This is a genomic window from Streptomyces dengpaensis (genome assembly GCF_002946835.1).
Taxonomy (GTDB): Bacteria; Actinomycetota; Actinomycetes; order Streptomycetales; family Streptomycetaceae; genus Streptomyces; species Streptomyces dengpaensis.
The window spans coordinates 7128394-7146187 of sequence record NZ_CP026652.1 but is presented as its reverse complement, the minus strand read 5'-3'; the positions used below and the strand labels follow the sequence as shown (position 1 = coordinate 7146187).

General features: G+C 71.2%; 18 protein-coding genes. 8 read left to right on the top strand and 10 right to left on the bottom strand.

From position 1 onward, the window contains the following. Positions 1 to 80: 80 nt before the first annotated feature. Positions 81 to 1250, bottom strand: a complete 1170-nt coding sequence (gene argJ / locus C4B68_RS32970; protein WP_099500164.1) for a bifunctional glutamate N-acetyltransferase/amino-acid acetyltransferase ArgJ — start codon at positions 1248 to 1250, stop codon at positions 81 to 83. Beyond that, positions 1247 to 2275, bottom strand: a complete 1029-nt coding sequence (argC, locus tag C4B68_RS32965; RefSeq protein WP_099500163.1) for an N-acetyl-gamma-glutamyl-phosphate reductase — start codon at positions 2273 to 2275, stop codon at positions 1247 to 1249. The genes argJ and argC overlap by 4 nt, the downstream gene beginning before the upstream one ends. 93 nt (positions 2276 to 2368) lie before the next feature. Between argC and C4B68_RS32960 the strand changes: the two genes are divergently transcribed. Beyond that, positions 2369 to 2698 carry a hypothetical protein gene (locus tag C4B68_RS32960; RefSeq protein ID WP_099500162.1) on the top strand — a complete coding sequence of 110 codons (330 nt, stop codon included), beginning with the start codon at positions 2369 to 2371 and terminating at the stop codon, positions 2696 to 2698. Positions 2699 to 2908: 210 nt separating this feature from the next. On the opposite strand, the gene C4B68_RS32955 is transcribed toward C4B68_RS32960, so the two are convergent. After that, the gene (locus tag C4B68_RS32955; RefSeq protein WP_240634553.1) at positions 2909 to 3313 is read right to left on the bottom strand and encodes a DUF5997 family protein; all 405 of its coding nucleotides are present in this window, start codon (positions 3311 to 3313) and stop codon (positions 2909 to 2911) included. A gap of 85 nt (positions 3314 to 3398) precedes the next feature. Here C4B68_RS32955 and C4B68_RS32950 point away from each other — a divergent pair, with 85 nt between their 5' ends. The 3 genes from C4B68_RS32950 (at position 3399) to C4B68_RS32940 (ending at position 5289) form a co-directional block, all read left to right on the top strand. Then, positions 3399 to 4169, top strand: a complete 771-nt coding sequence (locus tag C4B68_RS32950; RefSeq protein WP_099500160.1) for a LysR family substrate-binding domain-containing protein — start codon at positions 3399 to 3401, stop codon at positions 4167 to 4169. A 139-nt stretch (positions 4170 to 4308) separates the two neighbouring features. Continuing rightward, the gene (locus C4B68_RS32945; protein WP_180289199.1) at positions 4309 to 4743 is read left to right on the top strand and encodes a carboxymuconolactone decarboxylase family protein; all 435 of its coding nucleotides are present in this window, start codon (positions 4309 to 4311) and stop codon (positions 4741 to 4743) included. Positions 4744 to 4845: 102 nt separating this feature from the next. Beyond that, entirely contained in the window at positions 4846 to 5289 is a 444-nt protein-coding gene (locus tag C4B68_RS32940; RefSeq protein ID WP_099500158.1) for a DUF6314 family protein, read from the top strand. Here the strand turns inward: C4B68_RS32940 and C4B68_RS32935 are convergent. Together C4B68_RS32935 and C4B68_RS32930 are read right to left on the bottom strand one after the other, a co-directional pair. Next, positions 5271 to 5861, bottom strand: a complete 591-nt coding sequence (locus C4B68_RS32935) for a histidine phosphatase family protein (RefSeq protein ID WP_099500157.1) — start codon at positions 5859 to 5861, stop codon at positions 5271 to 5273. The two genes, C4B68_RS32940 and C4B68_RS32935, sit on opposite strands and share 19 nt — an antisense overlap. Before the next feature lie 198 nt (positions 5862 to 6059). Beyond that, positions 6060 to 7505, bottom strand: a complete 1446-nt coding sequence (locus C4B68_RS32930; protein WP_099500156.1) for an aminotransferase-like domain-containing protein — start codon at positions 7503 to 7505, stop codon at positions 6060 to 6062. On the opposite strand from C4B68_RS32930, the gene C4B68_RS32925 reads away from it, so the two are divergent. The 4 genes from C4B68_RS32925 to C4B68_RS32910 all read left to right on the top strand — a co-directional run bounded on the left by C4B68_RS32925 (position 7504) and on the right by C4B68_RS32910 (position 10444). Beyond that, positions 7504 to 8433 carry a DMT family transporter gene (locus C4B68_RS32925; RefSeq protein WP_099500155.1) on the top strand — a complete coding sequence of 310 codons (930 nt, stop codon included), beginning with the start codon at positions 7504 to 7506 and terminating at the stop codon, positions 8431 to 8433. The genes C4B68_RS32930 and C4B68_RS32925 overlap by 2 nt on opposite strands. A gap of 92 nt (positions 8434 to 8525) precedes the next feature. Continuing rightward, on the top strand, positions 8526 to 8723 hold the full coding sequence (locus tag C4B68_RS32920) for a DUF1918 domain-containing protein (protein ID WP_099500154.1): 198 nt from the start codon (positions 8526 to 8528) through the stop codon (positions 8721 to 8723). 329 nt (positions 8724 to 9052) lie between these two features. Further along, positions 9053 to 9913 carry a 3-hydroxybutyryl-CoA dehydrogenase gene (locus C4B68_RS32915; RefSeq protein WP_167459207.1) on the top strand — a complete coding sequence of 287 codons (861 nt, stop codon included), beginning with the start codon at positions 9053 to 9055 and terminating at the stop codon, positions 9911 to 9913. A gap of 273 nt (positions 9914 to 10186) precedes the next feature. Next, positions 10187 to 10444, top strand: coding sequence for a hypothetical protein (locus C4B68_RS32910; protein ID WP_099500152.1), 258 nt, complete (start codon positions 10187 to 10189; stop codon positions 10442 to 10444). Positions 10445 to 10470: 26 nt separating this feature from the next. Here the strand turns inward: C4B68_RS32910 and C4B68_RS32905 are convergent, their stop codons facing one another. The 5 genes from C4B68_RS32905 to pheS form a co-directional block, all read right to left on the bottom strand. Further along, positions 10471 to 11016, bottom strand: coding sequence for an NUDIX hydrolase (locus tag C4B68_RS32905; RefSeq protein WP_099500151.1), 546 nt, complete (start codon positions 11014 to 11016; stop codon positions 10471 to 10473). A 52-nt stretch (positions 11017 to 11068) separates the two neighbouring features. Beyond that, complete coding sequence (locus C4B68_RS32900) at positions 11069 to 12409, bottom strand: NsdA family TPR-like regulatory protein (protein ID WP_099500150.1); 1341 nt, start codon at positions 12407 to 12409, stop codon at positions 11069 to 11071. A gap of 254 nt (positions 12410 to 12663) precedes the next feature. After that, the gene (locus tag C4B68_RS32895) at positions 12664 to 13746 is read right to left on the bottom strand and encodes a PP2C family protein-serine/threonine phosphatase (protein WP_373682191.1); all 1083 of its coding nucleotides are present in this window, start codon (positions 13744 to 13746) and stop codon (positions 12664 to 12666) included. Positions 13747 to 14112: 366 nt separating this feature from the next. Then, the gene (gene pheT, locus C4B68_RS32890; RefSeq protein WP_099500148.1) at positions 14113 to 16629 is read right to left on the bottom strand and encodes a phenylalanine--tRNA ligase subunit beta; all 2517 of its coding nucleotides are present in this window, start codon (positions 16627 to 16629) and stop codon (positions 14113 to 14115) included. Next, the gene (gene pheS, locus C4B68_RS32885; RefSeq protein WP_099500147.1) at positions 16629 to 17750 is read right to left on the bottom strand and encodes a phenylalanine--tRNA ligase subunit alpha; all 1122 of its coding nucleotides are present in this window, start codon (positions 17748 to 17750) and stop codon (positions 16629 to 16631) included. Before pheS ends, pheT begins: the two co-directional genes overlap by 1 nt. Between the last annotated feature and the right edge of the window lie 44 nt (positions 17751 to 17794).

Below are 17794 nucleotides of genomic sequence, written 5' to 3'. Positions count from 1 at the left end.
TCGTCCGGGGCGAGCGGTCGTCTGTGAAACAGGAACCCTCGTCGGCAACGACGAGGACCCGCGACAACCAAGCGGGCACGTCAAGAGGAGTACGCGCTGTTCTCGTGGACATAGTCGGCCGTCAGGTCGTTGGTCCAGATCGTCGCAGACTCATTGCCTGCCGCGAGGTCCGCCACGATGTGGACCTCGCGGTAGCGCATGTCGACGAGGTCACGGTCCTCACCGACGCCGCCGTTCTTGCAGACCCAGACGCCGTTGATGGCGACGTTGAGCTGGTCGGGCTCGAAGGCCGCGGATGTCGTACCGATGGCCGACAGGACGCGGCCCCAGTTGGGGTCCTCGCCGTGGATCGCGCACTTGAGGAGGTTGTTGCGGGCGATGGAGCGGCCCACCTCGACGGCGTCGTCCTCGGTCGCGGCGTTGATGACCTCGACCTTGATGTCCTTGCTGGCGCCCTCGGCGTCGCGGATGAGCTGCTGACCGAGGTCGTCGCAGACCGCCCGCACCGCCTCGGCGAACTCCTCGTAGGCCGGGGTGACTTCGGAGGCGCCGGAGGACAGCAGCAGCACGGTGTCGTTGGTGGACATGCAGCCGTCGGAGTCGACGCGGTCGAAGGTGGTGCGGGTGGCGGCGCGCAGCGCCCGGTCGAGGGTCTCGCTGTCCACGTCCGCGTCGGTGGTGAGCACGACCAGCATGGTGGCCAGGCCCGGCGCGAGCATGCCGGCGCCCTTGGCCATGCCGCCGACGGTCCAGCCGTCGCCCGTGTGCACCGACGTCTTGTGCACGGTGTCGGTGGTCTTGATGGCGATGGCGGCCTTCTCGCCGCCGTGCGGGCTGAGCTGGGCGACCGCCGTGCCGACGCCGGGCAGCAGCTTGTCCATCGGGAGCAGGACGCCGATGAGGCCGGTGGAGCAGACGGCGACGGTGCCCGCGCCCGTTTCGGCGACCCCCGCGGCGGTCAGGGTCTCGGCGAGCTTCTCCGCGGTGGCGTGGGTGTCCTGGAAACCCTTGGGACCGGTACAGGCGTTGGCGCCGCCGGAATTCAGGACGACGGCGGTCAGCTCACCGCCCTTCAGTACCTGCTCGGACCAGAGCACGGGGGCAGCCTTGACGCGGTTGGAGGTGAAGACGCCCGCGGCGGCGCGTCGGGGGCCGGTGTTGACCACGAGGGCCAGGTCGGGGTTGCCGTTCTCCTTGATCCCGGCGGCGATGCCCGCCGCCGTGAATCCCTTTGCTGCCGTCACACTCACGGCGCAACTCCGATCGTCGTCAGCCCGGTGGCCTCGTCGAGCCCCAGGGCGATGTTCATGCTCTGGACGGCACCGCCCGCGGTGCCCTTGGTCAGGTTGTCGATGGCGCTGATCGCGATGATGCGGTGCGCGGCGGCGTCGTACGCGACCTGGATCTGAACGGCGTTGGAACCGTAGACGGACGCCGTGGCGGGCCACTGCCCCTCAGGGAGGAGGTGGACGAAGGGCTCGTCCGCGAACGCCTTCTCGTACGCGGTCCGTACGGACTCGGCGGTGACGTCGGGCTTCGCCTTCGCGCTGCAGGTGGCGAGGATGCCGCGGGGCATCGGCGCGAGCGTCGGCGTGAAGGAGACGGTGACGGGCTCACCGGCGGCCGCGCCGAGGTTCTGGATCATCTCGGGGGTGTGCCGGTGGACGCCGCCGACGCCGTACGGGGACATCGAGCCCATGACCTCGCTGCCGAGGAGATGCGCCTTGGGCGCCTTGCCGGCACCAGAGGTCCCGGAAGCGGCGACGATCACGGCTTCGTTCTCCGCGAGGCCGGCCGCGTACGCCGGGAAGAGGGCCAGCGAGGCGGCCGTCGGGTAGCAACCGGGCACCGCGATGCGCTTGGACCCCTCCAGCGCGGCGCGGGCACCCGGCAGTTCGGGGAGGCCGTACGGCCAGGTCCCGGCGTGCGCGGAGCCGTAGAACTTCTCCCAGTCGGCCGCGTCCTTCAGCCGGAAGTCGGCGCCCATGTCGACGACGAGGACGTCCGGGCCGAGCTGTTCGGCGACGGCGGCGGACTGCCCGTGGGGCAGTGCGAGGAACACGACATCGTGTCCGCCGAGCACGTCGGGATTGGTCTCCTGGAGGACGCGGTCCGCGAGCGGCAGCAGATGCGGCTGCAGTGCGCCGAGGCGCTGGCCCGCGTTGGAGTTGCCTGTCAGGGCGCCGATCTCGATCTCGGGGTGCACCAGGAGCAGACGCAGCAGTTCCCCGCCCGCGTACCCACTTGCTCCGGCCACCGCCGCACGTACCGCCATGGAACCCTCCTCTTAGATGGCATGACTATACGTATCGCCGCACGTTTATGCAATCCGTCGTGCTCATCCGGTCGCCGCGGCTACCCTCCGCCCATGGTGGAGCAGGAGCACCCCCTCGTCCGCGACGTCTATCCCAGCCTCGTCGCCGAGCTGGTGACGCTCCTGGAGGATCAAGGTGAACGTGAGCTGGCGATCTGTGCGTGGGATCTTCGTATGGCCGGCGAGTGCGGGTGCGGCGACGACTTCTGCCAGAGCATCCGGACGGCAGATCATCCGCAGGGGCAGCCGTATGGCGCGGGCCACCGGTGCGTGCTGCTCCTGCCCTCCGAAGGCATGCTGAACCTGGACGTCGTGAACGGCCGGATCATGTACATCGAAGTACTCGACCGGGCAAAGATGCACCGCCAGGACGCGCAGCCGTGACGTTCGCGGGCGTCCGCAGCGGGCGGGCCGTGGGCCGGGATAGCGGCGATACGAGACGAGATACCGGCGATACGAAGATGCGAGGCGCTCCGTCGCGTTCCGCGATGCCGACGAGGACGTTCCCCAGCGAGCGGACAGCCCCGAGAAAGGTGATGTCCCTGCCCCGAGGCCGGTGACCGGTCTCGGGGCAGGGACATCACCTTTCTCGGGTCAGGAACGCGCGTCGCCGGACTGGGCGGCGCGTTCCGCGTTCTTCTCCTCGATGCGGTCCGCTTCCTTGCGGACCTCAGCCTGGGTGGCGCGCTCGCGCCGCAGCCACTCGGGGTCGTCCGCCTTGAGCGCCTCGATCTGCTCCGTGGTGAGCGCCTCGGTGACCCCGCCGCGTGCGAGCCCAGCGATGGAAACGCCCAGCTTGGCGGCGACCACGGGCCGGGGGTGCGGGCCGCTGCGGCGCAGTTCCTGGAGCCACTCGGGCGGGTCGGCCTGCAGCGCGTTCAGCTCGGCACGCGAGACGACACCCTCCCGGAACTCGGCGGGGGTGGCCTCGAGGTACACACCCAGCTTCTTCGCCGCGGTGGCGGGCTTCATCGTCTGGGTGGTCTGGTGCGAACTCATGGTGTCAAGGGTATCGAGCATGTGAGCCACCGCCGACCACGAGCGCGGATCACTCCGGTGCCCGCACGACCGGTAGCCTGACGAAGTGACTGGCTCCGAAGCACCCCCCTCATTCCGTCTCGCGTACGTCCCGGGGGTCACGCCCGCCAAATGGGTGCGGATCTGGAACGAACGGCTTCCCGACATCCCGCTGACCCTGGTCCCGGTGTCCACCGCCGAGGCGTTCGGCCTGCTGCGCGACGGTGGCGCCGACGCGGGCTTCGTGCGGCTGCCGGTCGACCGGACCGACCTCAGCGCGATCCCGCTCTACACCGAGACGACGGTGGTCGTGGTCCCGAAGGACCACATCGTGGCGGCGGTCGACGAGGTCTCCACGGAGGACCTCGCCGACGACATCGTGCTGCACCCCCTCGACGACACCCTCGACTGGGAGCGGCTGCCCGGGCGGCCCGCGATCGAGCGTCCCGCCACCACGGCGGACGCCGTCGAACTGGTGGCGGCGGGCATCGGCGTCCTCGTCGTCCCGCAGTCGCTGGCCCGTCTGCATCACCGCAAGGACCTCACGTACCGGCCGGTGACCGACGCCCCCGAGTCGCGCGTCGCGCTGTCCTGGCCGCAGGACGAGACGACCGACATGGTCGAGGACTTCATCGGGATCGTCCGCGGCCGGACCGTCAACAGCTCACGCGGCCGCACTCCGGCCGCAGCCCAGCCGAAGCCCAAGGCCGCACCCAAGCGCTCCGACCCAGGCAGCGGCGCCCGGCGGAAGCCCGCCACCGGCAAGAGCCCACGCGGCGGCGGCTCCGCGGGCTCCAAGGGCGGCGCCAAGCGCGGCAAGCCCCGCCGCCGGCCGTAGCCCCGAGGGCGGCGCCCGAATCAGTCGGCGATCATGCGCCCGGTGATCGCCCCGTGGGCTTGACCTGGAGTGCGCTCCAGGTCCTAGCGTGCTTGTCATGACCGAAAAACAGCCTTTCCCGCAGGAGCCGACGCTCTCGGTGAGCGGCTCCACCACCCGCGAAGAGCGCTTCAAGCACGGTCTGGAGGTCCTCAACCGCGTGGACGGCCAGGCCGGTCAGCGGGTCGTCGACGCGCTCTCGGACATCAACCCCGAACTCGGCCACCAGGTCGTCGCCTGGGCCTTCGGCGACATCTACGACCGGCCCGGACTCGCCCCGCGCGACCGCCAGTTGGTGACGCTCGGCATACTCACCGCCCTCGGCGGCTGCGAGGCCCAGCTCGACGTGCACGTCAACGCGGCCCTGAACGTGGGCCTTTCACCTGAGGAGATCGTCGAGGCCCTGCTGCACTCCGCCGTGTACTGCGGCATGCCCAAGGCACTCAACGCCACGTTCGCCGCGAAGAAGGTCTTCGCCGAGCGTGGGCTGCTGCCGGTCGGACAGCAGCCCACGGCAGGGGACAGCCCCGCTTGATCCTCAGGGACGCCGATCATCAGTTCGAACGGCAAGATGGGGAGAGGGCTGAGAGACGTCAATGGGTCGCGCAGCAACGGAAGTGACGGAGGACGGCACGGGATGGGCGAGTTCTGGCCAGTGCCCGATGTGCTGGCGTACCTGGCCGGGAGCTGGCGCGTGAAGCGGTCGGTGCGGGATCTGGCGAGCGGCGACGAGGGCCGCTTCGAAGGAACCACGATGTTCGGTCACCTCGACGGAGGCGGCCTGCTGCACCGGGAGTCCGGCACGTTCGTCTGGCGGGGCGTCTCCCGCCCCGCCGAGCGGACCCTGCGCTTCCTGCCGGGCCGGCTGCGCGGCACGGTGGACGTGCGGTTCGCGGACGGGCGCCCCTTCCACGACCTGGACCTGACCACCGGGCGGTACGTCGCCGACCATCCGTGCGCGGCGGACCTCTACCGGGGTGAGTTCACCGTCCGGGACGAGAACCACTGGCGGACCGTGTGGCGCGTGCGGGGGCCCGCGAAGGACCTGGTGCTCAGCACCGACTACGCGCGCGTGGACTGAGAGAACGCTCCGTCGAAGCGCAGGTTCCAGCGGCCCGCGCGGCCCGTGACGGTGGTCGTCGACAGGGGACGTACATCGATGTTCCAGTATGACGTGGGCGGTGCCATCAGGGCGTAGACCAGGGCGGCCCGGATCACCGAGGGTTCGGCCACGGCGACGATCCGCCCGCCGTCGTCGGAGGGCCGGGTGTCGAGCCAGGCGCCGACGCGAGCGATGAAGGTCAGCAGCGATTCGCCGCCGTGCGGCGTGGAGCGCGGGTCGGCGAGCCAGGCGTCCACGGCCGCGGGTTCGCGGGCCATCGCCTCGCCCAGGGTGAAGCCGCGCCAGCGGCCCATGTCGCAGTCGCGCAGGGCCGGCTGCACGAGCGGCGCGTAGCCCAGGGCGTCGCCGGTGGCCCGGCTGCGGGGCGTCGGTGAGCAGTAGCGCAGCTCGGCCACCGCCAGCGACACCAGCTCGGGGGCGGCGCGCTGCACTTCGTCCCAGCCGGCCTGGTCCAGTGGCCGGTCGTCCTCGAAGCGTTCCGCCAGCAGCGAGGAGCTGCGTGCGGCGGCTACGAAAGTGACCCGATGCATGCGGAGATCGTGGAACGCGGGACACCTCAGGTCAAGAGGGGTTACGCAGGGTATCTGCGGGGTCTCTGTGGGCTTGCTTAGGCGGGTGCCGCACGGTTCCGCGGGCGTCATGGGCGGTTTTCGCCCCTCCGCCCCTACCCGTCCCGTACCTGGGGGGCTCCGCCCCCAGACCCCCCTTGTCGCGCTTCGCGCTCGTCCTCAAACGCCGGACGGGCTGAGCCCCTGGTATGCCGCCCTCAGTCTCCTTACCCCCTCCTTGATCTCCTCCGTCCCCGCCGCCGCCGCGAAGCTCAACCGGAGGTGCGCGGCCGGGGGCTCCGCGCTGAAGTAGGGGCGGCCGGGGGTGACCGCTACGCCTGCGCGGAGGGCGGCGGCCACCAGGGCGGACTCGTCCGTGCCGTCGGGGAGGCGGAGCCAGAGGTGGTAGCCGCCCAACGGGATGCGCGGGAGGGCGAGTTCGGGGAGGGTCAGGCGGAGCGCGGTGGTCATTGTGTCCCGACGGGTTCTCAACTCGGCGGACACGGAACGGAGATGGCGGGGCCAGGCAGGCGAGCCGACGAGTTCGAGCGCGGCCTCCTGCAGCGGGCGCGGCACGAAGAAGGTGTCGACGACCTGGATGGCGCGCAGCCGCTCAAGTACCGGCCCCCGCGCGGCCAGTGCGCTCACCCGGAAGCTCGGCGAGGTCGCCTTGGTCAGCGAGCCGACGTGCACGACGACTCCGTCGGGGTCCTCGGCCGCCAGCGGCCGCGGCAGCGGCCCCGCGTCCTCGTGCACGAGACGGCGTACGAAGTCGTCCTCGACGACGAACGCCCCGGCATCGCGCGCGATGCGCAGCACCTCGCCCCGCCGCTCGGGGGCCAGCACGGCGCCGGTCGGGTTCTGGAACAGCGGCTGGCAGACGAAGACCCGGGCACCGGTCGCCTTGAAGGCGTCGGCGAGCAGCGCGGGTTTCACCCCGTCCGCGTCGACCGGCACGGGTACCGGCCTGAGCCCGGCCGCGCGGGCGATCGCCAGCATGCCGGGGTAGGTGGGCGACTCGACCAGCACCGGCGCACCCGGCGGGGCGAGCGCCCTCAGCGCGGTGGTCAGCCCGGACTGGCCGCCCGCCGTGATCAGCACCTCGGCGGCGGTGACCGCGCCGCCGATCCCCCGCGCGAACCACTCGCGCAGTTCCGGGAGCCCCTCCATGGGCGGCCGGGACCAGGCACCCGGGCGGCGCCCGGCCCGGGACAGGGCCGCGCCCATCGCCCGCTCCGGCTGGAGCGACGGGTGCAGATAGCCGCCGTTGAACTCGATGACGCCGGGCGGCGGGGCGGCGAGCGAGACGAGAACGCCGGACGCGTCCACCGTGCGCGGTACGAGTTCGGTGGCGGCGTCCGCGCTGAGCGCGACCTCCTGCCAGGAGGTGTCCCCGACGGGCGCGGCGCCCGTGCGCGGCTGTGCCCGGAACGCGCCGGCGCCGGGCCGGGTGACCACCAGCCCCTCGGCGGCGAGCTGCGCCAGCGCCCGTGACACGGTCACCGGGCTCACCCGGAACCGCTCGACGAGCGCTCGGCTCGACGGCAGCTTTCCACCTGGTGAGTAGCGATTCAGCTCCCGACGCAGCTGATTCGCCAGATGTCCCACACTGCTACGCTCATGCATGAGAACACAGAGTAGCGCTATCGCCCCGACCGAGATAGCGGTGAGCGCACCCACACGGGGTACGTCGGCGGACCGCCGCTCCGGCACCCTGCAGGCCGCCCTCGGTGTCACCGCCTTCTCCCTCACCTTCCCGGCGACGGCCTGGGGCCTGGAGGGCTTCGGCCCCTGGTCCCTGGTGGCCGTGCGCAGCGTCCTCGCGGCGGTGATCGCGGGCGGCTGTCTGCTGGCGCTGCGCGTTCCCGTACCGGGACGCCGGCACTGGGCGGGGCTCGCCGTCGTCGCGGCCGGGGTCGTGCTCGGCTTCCCGCTGCTGACGACGCTCGCGCTGCAGACGTCGACCACCGCCCACGCGGCCGTGGTCGTCGGACTGCTGCCGCTGACGACCGCGCTGCTGTCGGCGCTGCGCACCGGGGCGCGGCCCTCGCGGATGTTCTGGTTCGCGGCCCTCACGGGCGCGGCCGCGGTGATCGCGTTCACCGTTCAGCAGAGCGGTGGCGCGCTGACCGGCGCGGACGCGTATCTCTTCGGGGCGCTGCTGATCTGCGCGGCGGGTTATACGGAGGGCGGCCGGCTGGCGCGGGTCATGCCGGGCTGGCAGGTCATCGGCTGGGCGCTGGTCCTGTGTCTTCCGCCGGCTGTGCCGGGCGCGCTCCTCGCACTGTCGTACGAGCCGGTGCGGCTGACGGCGCACAGCGTGACGGGGCTGCTGTGGGTGGCGGCAGGGTCGCAGTTCCTCGGTCTGGTCGTCTGGTATCGCGGCATGGCGTCGATCGGGATTCCCAAGGCCAGCCAGTTGCAGCTTGCTCAGCCACTGCTCACACTGGTGTGGTCGGTACTGCTTCTTGGCGAGCAGCTCACACCGGCCGCACCCCTGACGGCCGCGGCCGTACTGGTCTGCATCGCGCTCACCCAGCGGGCGCGGGGCTGACCGGCACGCACGGGCCGGGCCAACCGGCGCCACCAGCCGTAAACTTGCGGCCACGAACCGCTACTCCCGCAGATGACGAGGAGACCGTTCAGATGCGCGCAACCGTGGGCGACCAGCTTGTGCAGCACGGCAGGGTTGTCGGGCAGCACGACAAGGTCGGGAAGATCACCGAGGTCATGGGAGCGGAAGGCACTCCGCCGTACCGCGTGAAGTTCGAGGACGGGCACGAGGGAGTGTGCTCACCGGGCCCCGATACCGAAATCCGCCACCAGAACCAGAAGAACAAGTAACACAGCGCGGAGGGTTCGCCGGCCGCTGGTAGTGGTCGGCGACGGCCCGTGCCGTCGCACCGATGCGGTCCGTCGCGACCCGGGCAGCCGCCCCCGCTGTCGCGAACCCCGACCGCGTCGCCCTCACGCTCACCGCGAACACTCGCGCGACACCCTCCCCTTTTCCGCCCCCTGCGCGACCTACGCACCGGATCCACGTCCTCATGGACCGTCTCCGCGCCCGGCATTCCGGACCCGCACGATCGATCATCGATACTTCGGAGTAACGTGCAAGCAGGCACCGAACAACGGGGCTCCTGCCAGGTCCGTAGATCAGCGAAGGGGACGATGTGACCGACATCGAACGCGTCGGAGTGGTGGGCTGCGGCCAGATGGGAGCGGGCATTGCCGAGGTGTGCGCCCGCGCCGGTCTGGACGTCATGGTCGCCGAGACCACTGGCGAGGCCCTGGAGATCGGCCGTACCCGGCTCTTCAACTCGCTCTCCAAGGCGGCCGAGCGCGGCAAGATCTCCGAGGAGGAGCTCACGGCCACCCAGGACCGGCTGAACTTCACCACGGACCTCGGCGAGTTCGCCGACCGCGACCTGGTGATCGAGGCCGTCGTCGAGAACGAGCAGGTGAAGACCGAGATCTTCCAGGTGCTCGACCAGGTGGTGACCCGGCAGGACGCGATCCTCGCCTCCAACACCTCCTCGATCCCGCTGGTGAAGCTGGCGGTCGCCACGTCGCGTCCCGACCAGGTGATCGGCATCCACTTCTTCAACCCGGCCCCGGTGCAGAAGCTGGTCGAGCTGATCCCGGCCCTCACCACCTCCGAGGGCACCCTCAGCCGCGCCCAGCTGTTCGCCGAGAAGGCGCTCGGCAAGCACGCCATCCGCGCCCAGGACCGCTCGGGCTTCGTGGTCAACGCGCTGCTGATCCCGTATCTCCTCTCCGCGATCCGGATGTTCGAGTCGGGCATCGCGAGCCGCGAGGACATCGACAACGGCATGGAGATGGGCTGCGCCCACCCGATGGGTCCGCTCAAGCTGTCCGACCTGATCGGCCTCGACACGGTGGCCTCGGTCGCGTACAGCATGTACGAGGAGTTCAAGGAGCCGCTGTACGCCGCTCCCCCGCTGCTCCAGCGCATGGTGGACGCGGGCCGGCTGGGCCGTAAGACGGGCTCGGGCTTCTACACCTACGACTGACCGTCACCCACGGCTCTGGCTGATAATCACCCACGGCAATGGCCGATGACAGCTGCGGCTTGACTGACGACAGCCGTGGATGACTACGGATCGTGAGCCTGGGGCTTGCGTGGGCCCGGCACCTGTCGCAGGTGCCGGGCCCACGCCATTCACACACCGTGTGTGCGCCGGGCCCGCATATGCCCCTCGCACACGCTCCCCACGCGTCCAGCAGGCCGGTTGACTTTCCGTGCGCATGTAAGGGATGTGACGACTACGGAAAGGAGCGGACTCGTGACCGCCGACCCCGAGCATCCCGTGGTCCCAGGGGAACTCGCAGAGTTACGCCGGTCCCTCGAAGTGGGGCTTACTCGCATCGAGGGAGGACTGGCGCTGCTCACTCAGCGCGACGAACAGACCGCCAAGGATCTCAACGACCTGAGCGCACGGGTCGTCGCCCTTGAACACACCCGCTGGCCCCTGCCCACCCTCGCGGTCGTCGCGGCCGTGGGCGCGCTGGCCGTGGCGGTCTGGCAGACTCTGGGCCACTAGACCCCAGGACGCTGTGGGGGAACGGATCAGGGCAACGCGTCCGGCCCGAGCCTGAGATGGTGCAGAAGGAGCAGTGCGGCAGCCATGTTGGCGGCCGGGACCTCGCCGCGGGCGACCATGTCGGGGACGAGTTTCAAGGGAACCCATTCCCGGCGATCGGACTCGAAGTCGTCCACGGGGTGTCCGATGTACGTGCCTTCGTCGGCCCAGTAGATGTGGTGCCGGGCGTCGGTGAGTCCGTTGGAGGGCTCGACGCTCATCAGATGCCGTAGGGGTCCCGGCCGCCAGCCGGTCTCCTCCTCCAGTTCGCGGGCGGCCGCGACGGTGATGTCCTCGCCGTCATCGACGACGCCCGCCGCGAGTTCCCATCCCCAGCTGTCGGTGATGAAGCGGTGCCGCCACAGGAGCAGCACCTCATTGGCCTCATTCACCACCGTGGCCACGGCAACGGGCCGCAGCCGTATCAAGAAGTGATCGAGGTGCCGACCGTCCGGCAGCTCCACATCTGCGAGATTGACGCTGAACCAGCGGTTTGCATACACAGTTTGTTCGTTCTGTTTCGTCCACTGCACGGTTCTGCCACCTTCCGCCGAGTAGATGGCAATATGGCAGCAGGAGCGTCTCCTAGAGCGGTACGCGCAATGCTCCGTCGATGAGTTCGGCGGCCTCGGCCGTGCCCGCGCAGTCGCTGCGCACCAGGTATTCGCGCACCGCGCGCAGTCTGTCGCGCAGTCGCTGGGACTCCATTCCCCGTGCCTGCTCGGCCATTTGGACCGCGGTGGCCACCGCTTTGTCGGCATTGCCCTGGCGCAGCTCGATCTGGCTGAGCATGGCGAGCCGGTGCACGCGTCCCCGGTCGTGGGCCGGGTTGTCGACGGCGGCCACGGCGTGCTCGCCCGCCGCGACGAGGTCGCCGAGGCTGAGCAGCGCCTCCGCCACCTGAACGTTGACCAGGCCCGGCTGGACATAGCCGGTCTCGTCGGGCTCGTAACCGCGCCGGATGCGCTCGGCTGCCTGTTCGGCACGCCGGATGCAGGACAGCGCGCTGCTGCCGTCGCCGAGGTGTGCGTACGCCTTGGCCTGCATCGCGAAGAGGTCGGAGGCGAGCGCCGGAGTGATGTGCCGTCCGGCGGCGCGCAGCGCGGCCTCGGCGAAGGCGACGGCCTGCCGGTACTCGCGCATGAACAGCGCCTGGTTGACGAGCAGGGCGATGACGTAGGCCCCAAGTCCCCTGTCGCCGCTGGCCTTCGCCAGGCGCAGCGCCTGGTGGAAGTAGCGCTGGGCGAGTCCGTGCGCGTCGGAGTCGTACGCGCAGATGCCCGCGATGGCGACCAGTCCGCCGGTCGCGCGGTGGAGTTGGCGGCCGGTGGCGTCGGTGTAGCTGCCGCGCAGCAGGGGCGCGGTCTCCGAGTTGAGGAAGCCGACTATGCGGGTGCGGGTCGCGATGCCGCCCGCCTTGCGGTACATCTGCTCGTAGTGGGCGCGGGCCGCGCGCAGCATCTCTATGTCGGCCATGCTGACGTTGTGGCGTCCGCCGCGGGAGACGTCCACGTCCTCGGGCGGGTTCTCCCACTCCCACACGGGCATCACGGCGGGCGTTCCGGTGACGGCGGGTGCGCCGAGGATGTGCGGGCGCTGCTGCTCGTCGGATCGCCACAGGGCGGTGGCGCGTTCGACGAAGCCGGAGAGCGAGGTGCCGTGCGGGGCGGACGGCTCGCCGGGCACGCCGAGGCCGATGTCGTCGAGCGTGACGGGCCGGTGCAGTCGGCTTGCGAGCACCTCGCAGATCAGGTCGGGCACCTGGCCGCGCGGCCGCTGCCCCTTCAACCAGCGTGCCACGGCGGTGTGTTCGTATCTGAGCGCGAGACCGCGCGCTCTCCCCGCCTGGTTGACATGGGCGGCGAGTCCCGCGTGCGAGATGCCGGCCTCGTCGAGAATCGCGTCGAGCAGAGTGTTGGGCTGCATGAAGGCCCCCCGGGTGGCTCGGTGCCGTCAGACTAGTGCGTCCCGTTTCACACGGGGTGTGAAGCGAGTGCCCGCATCCGCGCAGTACGTGCGCTGTCGCAGAGCGTTTCCGGCCGGTTGACTGAAATGCCTCGCAAGAGGCCGGACCGGGCCGCCGGCTCCCCCTCGTACAGTGCGGCGGCCCGGCTCCGCGCCGTCCGCCCGGCCGCCTGCCCGACACTCCGCGGCCGGGCGGACGGCGCCAGGTCGTTCCTTCACGTCACCCGGTGCGCGACGGAGGCGCCGTGCTGTACGGGGACGCGTCGGCGGTCGTTGCGCAGGACGAGCAGCGCGACGTCGTCGGCGGGCATCCCGCCGGTGTGGCGCAGGACTTGGGTGAGGACGGCGCGCAGGACGGACGGGGGTGAGACGGGCTGGACACGGACGGCTTCGGTGAGCACGGCCGGCAGCGGGAAGAACCGGCCGTGTACGTCGCGCGCGTCCTCCACTCCGTCGGTGTGCAGGAAGAGCCCCTCGCCGGGCAGCAGTTGACCGCAGTGCACGGCGGTCAGCTCAGCCGGGAGCGGGAACGGCCCCAGCGGGGGCAGGGGTTCCCCGCCCGCCAGCCGCTCGACATGGCCGCACGCGACGGCCGGTTCATCGCCGCCGGCCGGTTCGACATGGCCGCGCAGCAGATACGGCCACGGGTGACCGCAGTTGAGGGCGTAGACCTCGCCGTCGCGGCGGATCTCCAGCAGCAGCACGGTGACGAACTCCTCGGCGACCGCGCTGTCCGGATCGAGCCCCGCCGAGGGGTGCTCGGCGCGGGCCCGCTCGCGCAGATGCCGGGCCAGCGCGCGTTCGAGGCGTCTGAGGACGCTGCCGAGTTCGGGCTCGTCATGCACGGCCTCGCGGAAGCTGCCGAGGACGGCGGCGACGGTCCCGATGGCGCCGATTCCGTGCCCGCGGACGTCGCCCATGACGATCCGTACGCCGTGCTCGGTGGCGATCACCTCGTACAGGTCACCGCCGAGGCTCGCGCCCCGGTCCGCCGACAGCTGGGCCGCGGCGATGTTCAGCCCGTCGATGCGCGGAGGCAGCGGTCTCAGCAGTACGTTCTGGGCCGCGCCCGCGACCTTGCGGAGCTGCCTCACCTCCCGCAGGAGCACCCTTCTCATGTGCAGCATCAGGCCCGTACCGGCGGCGAAGAAGACGGCGCTGGTGGCGATCCGGGCGCTCATCCCGTTCTGCTGCGCGAGCGGACAGGTCATCTTGTACGTGATCGCCATCGCGCCCCAGAAGGTGGGCAGCCCGAGGCTCAGCGCCCGGCGCAACGGCCGCCGCTCGGCCCGGCGCACCGCCCGGTCGAGGCCAGAACGCGGGACTCGTGCGCGGATCAGCCGGGGCCGCGGTCCGCGCACCGCCCGGGTGAGCCCGGCTCGCAGACGGCCGCCCCGGCCCCGCGGTCCGAGGCCCGCTCGGGCCAGCGCCCGCGAATGCGTCGGGGGCGTTGCCCTGCGGGGAGCCCCAGCCTTGATACGGATCATGCCGATTGGCCCCCCAATAGGCCCTGACAGCGCAGACGGCTTCCATGAGGCCGGTCCGATTCTGTCGACCGCATGCCCCGATCGGGCCAGATCGCCCGGACTTGTCACTCGAACGGGTGAGGGGTACATCCGGACTTCCGGATGTACCCCTCAGGGTGGCTCGCAGCCGTCCGCGGACTACGCTCCGCGCAGCACCGCCTCGGTGCGCTCGGCCGCCAGCGCGACGGCGGCGTCGCGGGCCGCGGACGCCTCGTCGACCGTCAGCGTGCGGTCGGGAGCGCGGAAGCGCAGCGCGTAGGCCAGGGACTTCTTGTCCTCGCCGAGCTGCTCGGCGTTCTCGTAGACGTCGAACAGCCGGATGGACTCCAGGAGTTCACCCGCACCCTCGCGCAGCGCGGCCTCGACGTCCGCGTGCGGGACCGCCTGGTCGACGACCAGGGCGACGTCCTGGGTGGCCACCGGGAACGAGGAGATGCTCGGCGCCTGCGGGGTGCCGTCGCCCGCCTGGTCCAGGGCGTCCAGGTTCAGCTCCATCGCGCAGGTGCGCGCGGGCAGGCCCAGGGTCTTCAGAACGCCGGGGTGCAGCTCACCGGCGTACCCGATGACCCGCTCGGCGCCGTCCACGACGACCGCCAGCTCGGCCGTACGGCCGAGGTGCCAGGGCCCGTACTGGCCCTTGCGGACGATCAGTTCGGCCCCGGTCTCGCGGGCGAGAAGGCGCGCGGCCTCGATGGCGTCGGCCCAGTCGGCCGGGCGGCCCTCGCCCCACCAGCCGCCCTGCTCGCGGGCGCCCGCGAGGACCACGGCGGCATGGCGCGGCTGCTCGGGCAGCACGGCGTTCAGCGCGGCGATCTCCTCGTCGGTCGGTCTGCGGTCGACGGGCAGGTGGCCGGCGGCGGACTGCTCCTCACGCGGGTGGAAAACCAGGCCGGTCTCGAACAGCGCGAGGTCGTGCGAGCCCCGGCCGTTGTTGCGGCGCAGTGCGCCGAGCAGGCCCGGCAGCAGCGACGTACGGAGCGCGGGCTCCTCGTCGTTGAGCGGGTTGACCAGCTTGACGACGCGGCGGGCCGGGTCGTCGGCCGCCAGGCCGAGCTGGTCGAAGACCTGCTCGCTGACGAACGGGTAGTTCGGCGCCTCGACGTACCCGGCCCCTGCCAGGGCGCGGCCGGCGCGGCGGTGCAGCCGCTGCCGGTGCGTCAGACCGCGGCCCGGCTCCGGCTTGGGCAGCGTGGAGGGCAGGTTCTCGTAACCCTCGAGGCGGATGACCTCCTCGGCCAGGTCGTTCGGCTCAAGGAGGTCGGGCCGCCAGGACGGCACGGTGACGATCAGCTCGTCCTGCCCGTACACGTCGCAGCCGACCCCCTGCAGACGCCGTACGACGATCTCGCGGCCGTAGTCGACGCCCGCGACCTGGTCCGGGTGGTCGGCCGGCAGTGCGATGGTGTGCGGCCCGGAGGGCGTGATGACCTCGGTGACACCGGCCTCGGCGGTGCCGCCCGCGAGCAGCACCAGCAGGTCGGCGGTGCGCTGCGCCGCGGCGGCGGCCGCCTGCGGGTCGACGCCGCGCTCGAAGCGGCGGGACGCCTCGGAGGACAGCTTGTGGCGGCGGGCGGTGCGCGCGATCGCGACCTGGTCGAAGTGGGCGGCCTCGATGACCACGTCGGAGGTCGCGTTCTCGAGGTCGTCGTGGTCGGCGATCTCGGTGTTGGCGCCGCCCATGACACCGGCGAGACCGATGGGACCACGCTCGTCGGTGATCACCAGGTCCTCGGCGTGCAGCTTGCGCTCGACGCCGTCCAGGGTGACGAGCTTCTCGCCCTCCTGGGCACGGCGCACGCCGATGGTGCCCTGGACCAGGTTGCGGTCGTAGGCGTGCAGCGGCTGGCCGAGCTCCATCATCACGTAGTTGGTGACGTCGACGGCCAGCGAGATCGGGCGCATTCCGACCTTCTGCAGGCGGCGCTGCAGCCAGATCGGGGAGCGCGCCTCGGGGCTCAGACCGGTGACCGTACGGGCGGTGAAGCGGTCGCAGCCTGCGGGGTCGGAGACCTCGACCGGGTAGCCGAACTCGTTCGGGCCCGGGACGTCGATCAGGGCCGGGTCGCTCAGCGGCAGGCCGTAGGCGATGGCGGCCTCGCGGGCGACGCCGCGGATGGACAGGCAGTCGCCGCGGTTGGCGGTGACGGCGATGTCCAGGACCTCGTCGACCAGTTCCAGGAGCTCGATGGCGTCCTTGCCGACCTCGGTCTCCGGCGGCAGCACGATGATGCCGTGCGAACCGTCGTCGCCCATGCCCAGCTCGTCGCCGGAGCAGATCATGCCGTGGGACGTCTTGCCGTACGTCTTGCGCGCGGCGATCGCGAAGTTGCCGGGCAGCACGGCCCCCGGCAGCACCACGACGACCTTGTCGCCGACGGAGAAGTTGCGGGCACCGCAGACGATCTCCTGGGGCTCACCGGTCCCGTTGGCCTGGCCGACGTCGACGGTGCAGAAGCGGATCGGCTTCTTGAAGCCCTCCAGCTCCTCGATGGTCAGCACCTGGCCCACGACCAGCGGGCCCTTGAGGTCGGCGCCGAGCTGCTCGACGGTCTCGACCTCGAGACCTGCGGAAATGAGCTTGGCCTGGACGTCGCGCCCGGTCCGAGTCGCCGGCAGGTCGACGTACTCCCGCAGCCAAGAAAGCGGGACCCGCATCAGATCTCCATCCCGAACGGCCGGGTGAACCGGACGTCACCCTCGACCATGTCTCGCATGTCTTCGACGTTGTGGCGGAACATCAGCATCCGCTCGATGCCGAACCCGAAGGCGAATCCGCTGTACTTCTCCGGGTCGACGCCGCAGGCGATGAGCACCCGCGGGTTGACCATGCCGCAGCCGCCCAGCTCGATCCATCCCTCGCTGGAGCAGGTCCGGCAGGAGCGGTCGGGGTTGCCGACGGACGCGCCCTTGCACACGTAGCAGAGCATGTCCATCTCGGCGGACGGCTCGGTGAACGGGAAGAAGTTCGGCCGCAGCCGGGTCTTCATGCCCTCACCGAACAGCGACTGGACCATGTGGTCCAGGGTGCCCTTGAGGTCGGCCATGGTCAGGCCCTCGTCCACGGCGAGCAGCTCGACCTGGTGGAAGACCGGGGTGTGCGTGGCGTCCAGCTCGTCGGTGCGGTACACGCGGCCGGGGCAGATCACGTAGACCGGCAGCTCGCGGTCGAGCAGGGAGCGGATCTGCACGGGCGAGGTGTGGGTGCGCAGCACGACGCCCGACTCGGTACCGCCCTCCGGGCCCTGCACGAAGAACGTGTCGGCCTCGCCGCGGGCCGGGTGGTCCGGGCCGATGTTGAGGGCGTCGAAGTTGAACCACTCGGCCTCGACCTGCGGGCCCTCGGCGACCTCGTAGCCCATGGCCACGAAGATGTCCTCGATGCGCTCCGACAGCGTGGTCAGCGGGTGGCGGGCGCCGGCCGGTACGCGGTCGTAGGGCAGCGTGACGTCCACCGCCTCCTCGACCAGCACCCGGGCGTCGCGCTCGGCCTCCAGCTCGGCCTGGCGGGTGGCGAGCGCCTTGTTCACAGCGCCGCGGGCCTGGCCCACACGCTTGCCGGCCTCGGCCTTGGCGTGTGGGGGCAGGGCGCCGATCTCGCGGTTGGCGAGGGCCAGCGGCGAGGTGCCGCCGGTGTGGGCGACCTTGGCCTCCTGGAGCGCGTCGAGGTCGCCGGCGGCCGCGAAGGCGGCGAGCGCCTCGTCCCGCATGCGCTCGATCTCTTCCGGTTTCAAGGCCTCGACCTCTACAGGGTCGTACGACTTATTCGGTGCCGACATCTCTTCCCGTGCTTCCGGTTGGCTGGCTGAGGGTCCCCGTCCCG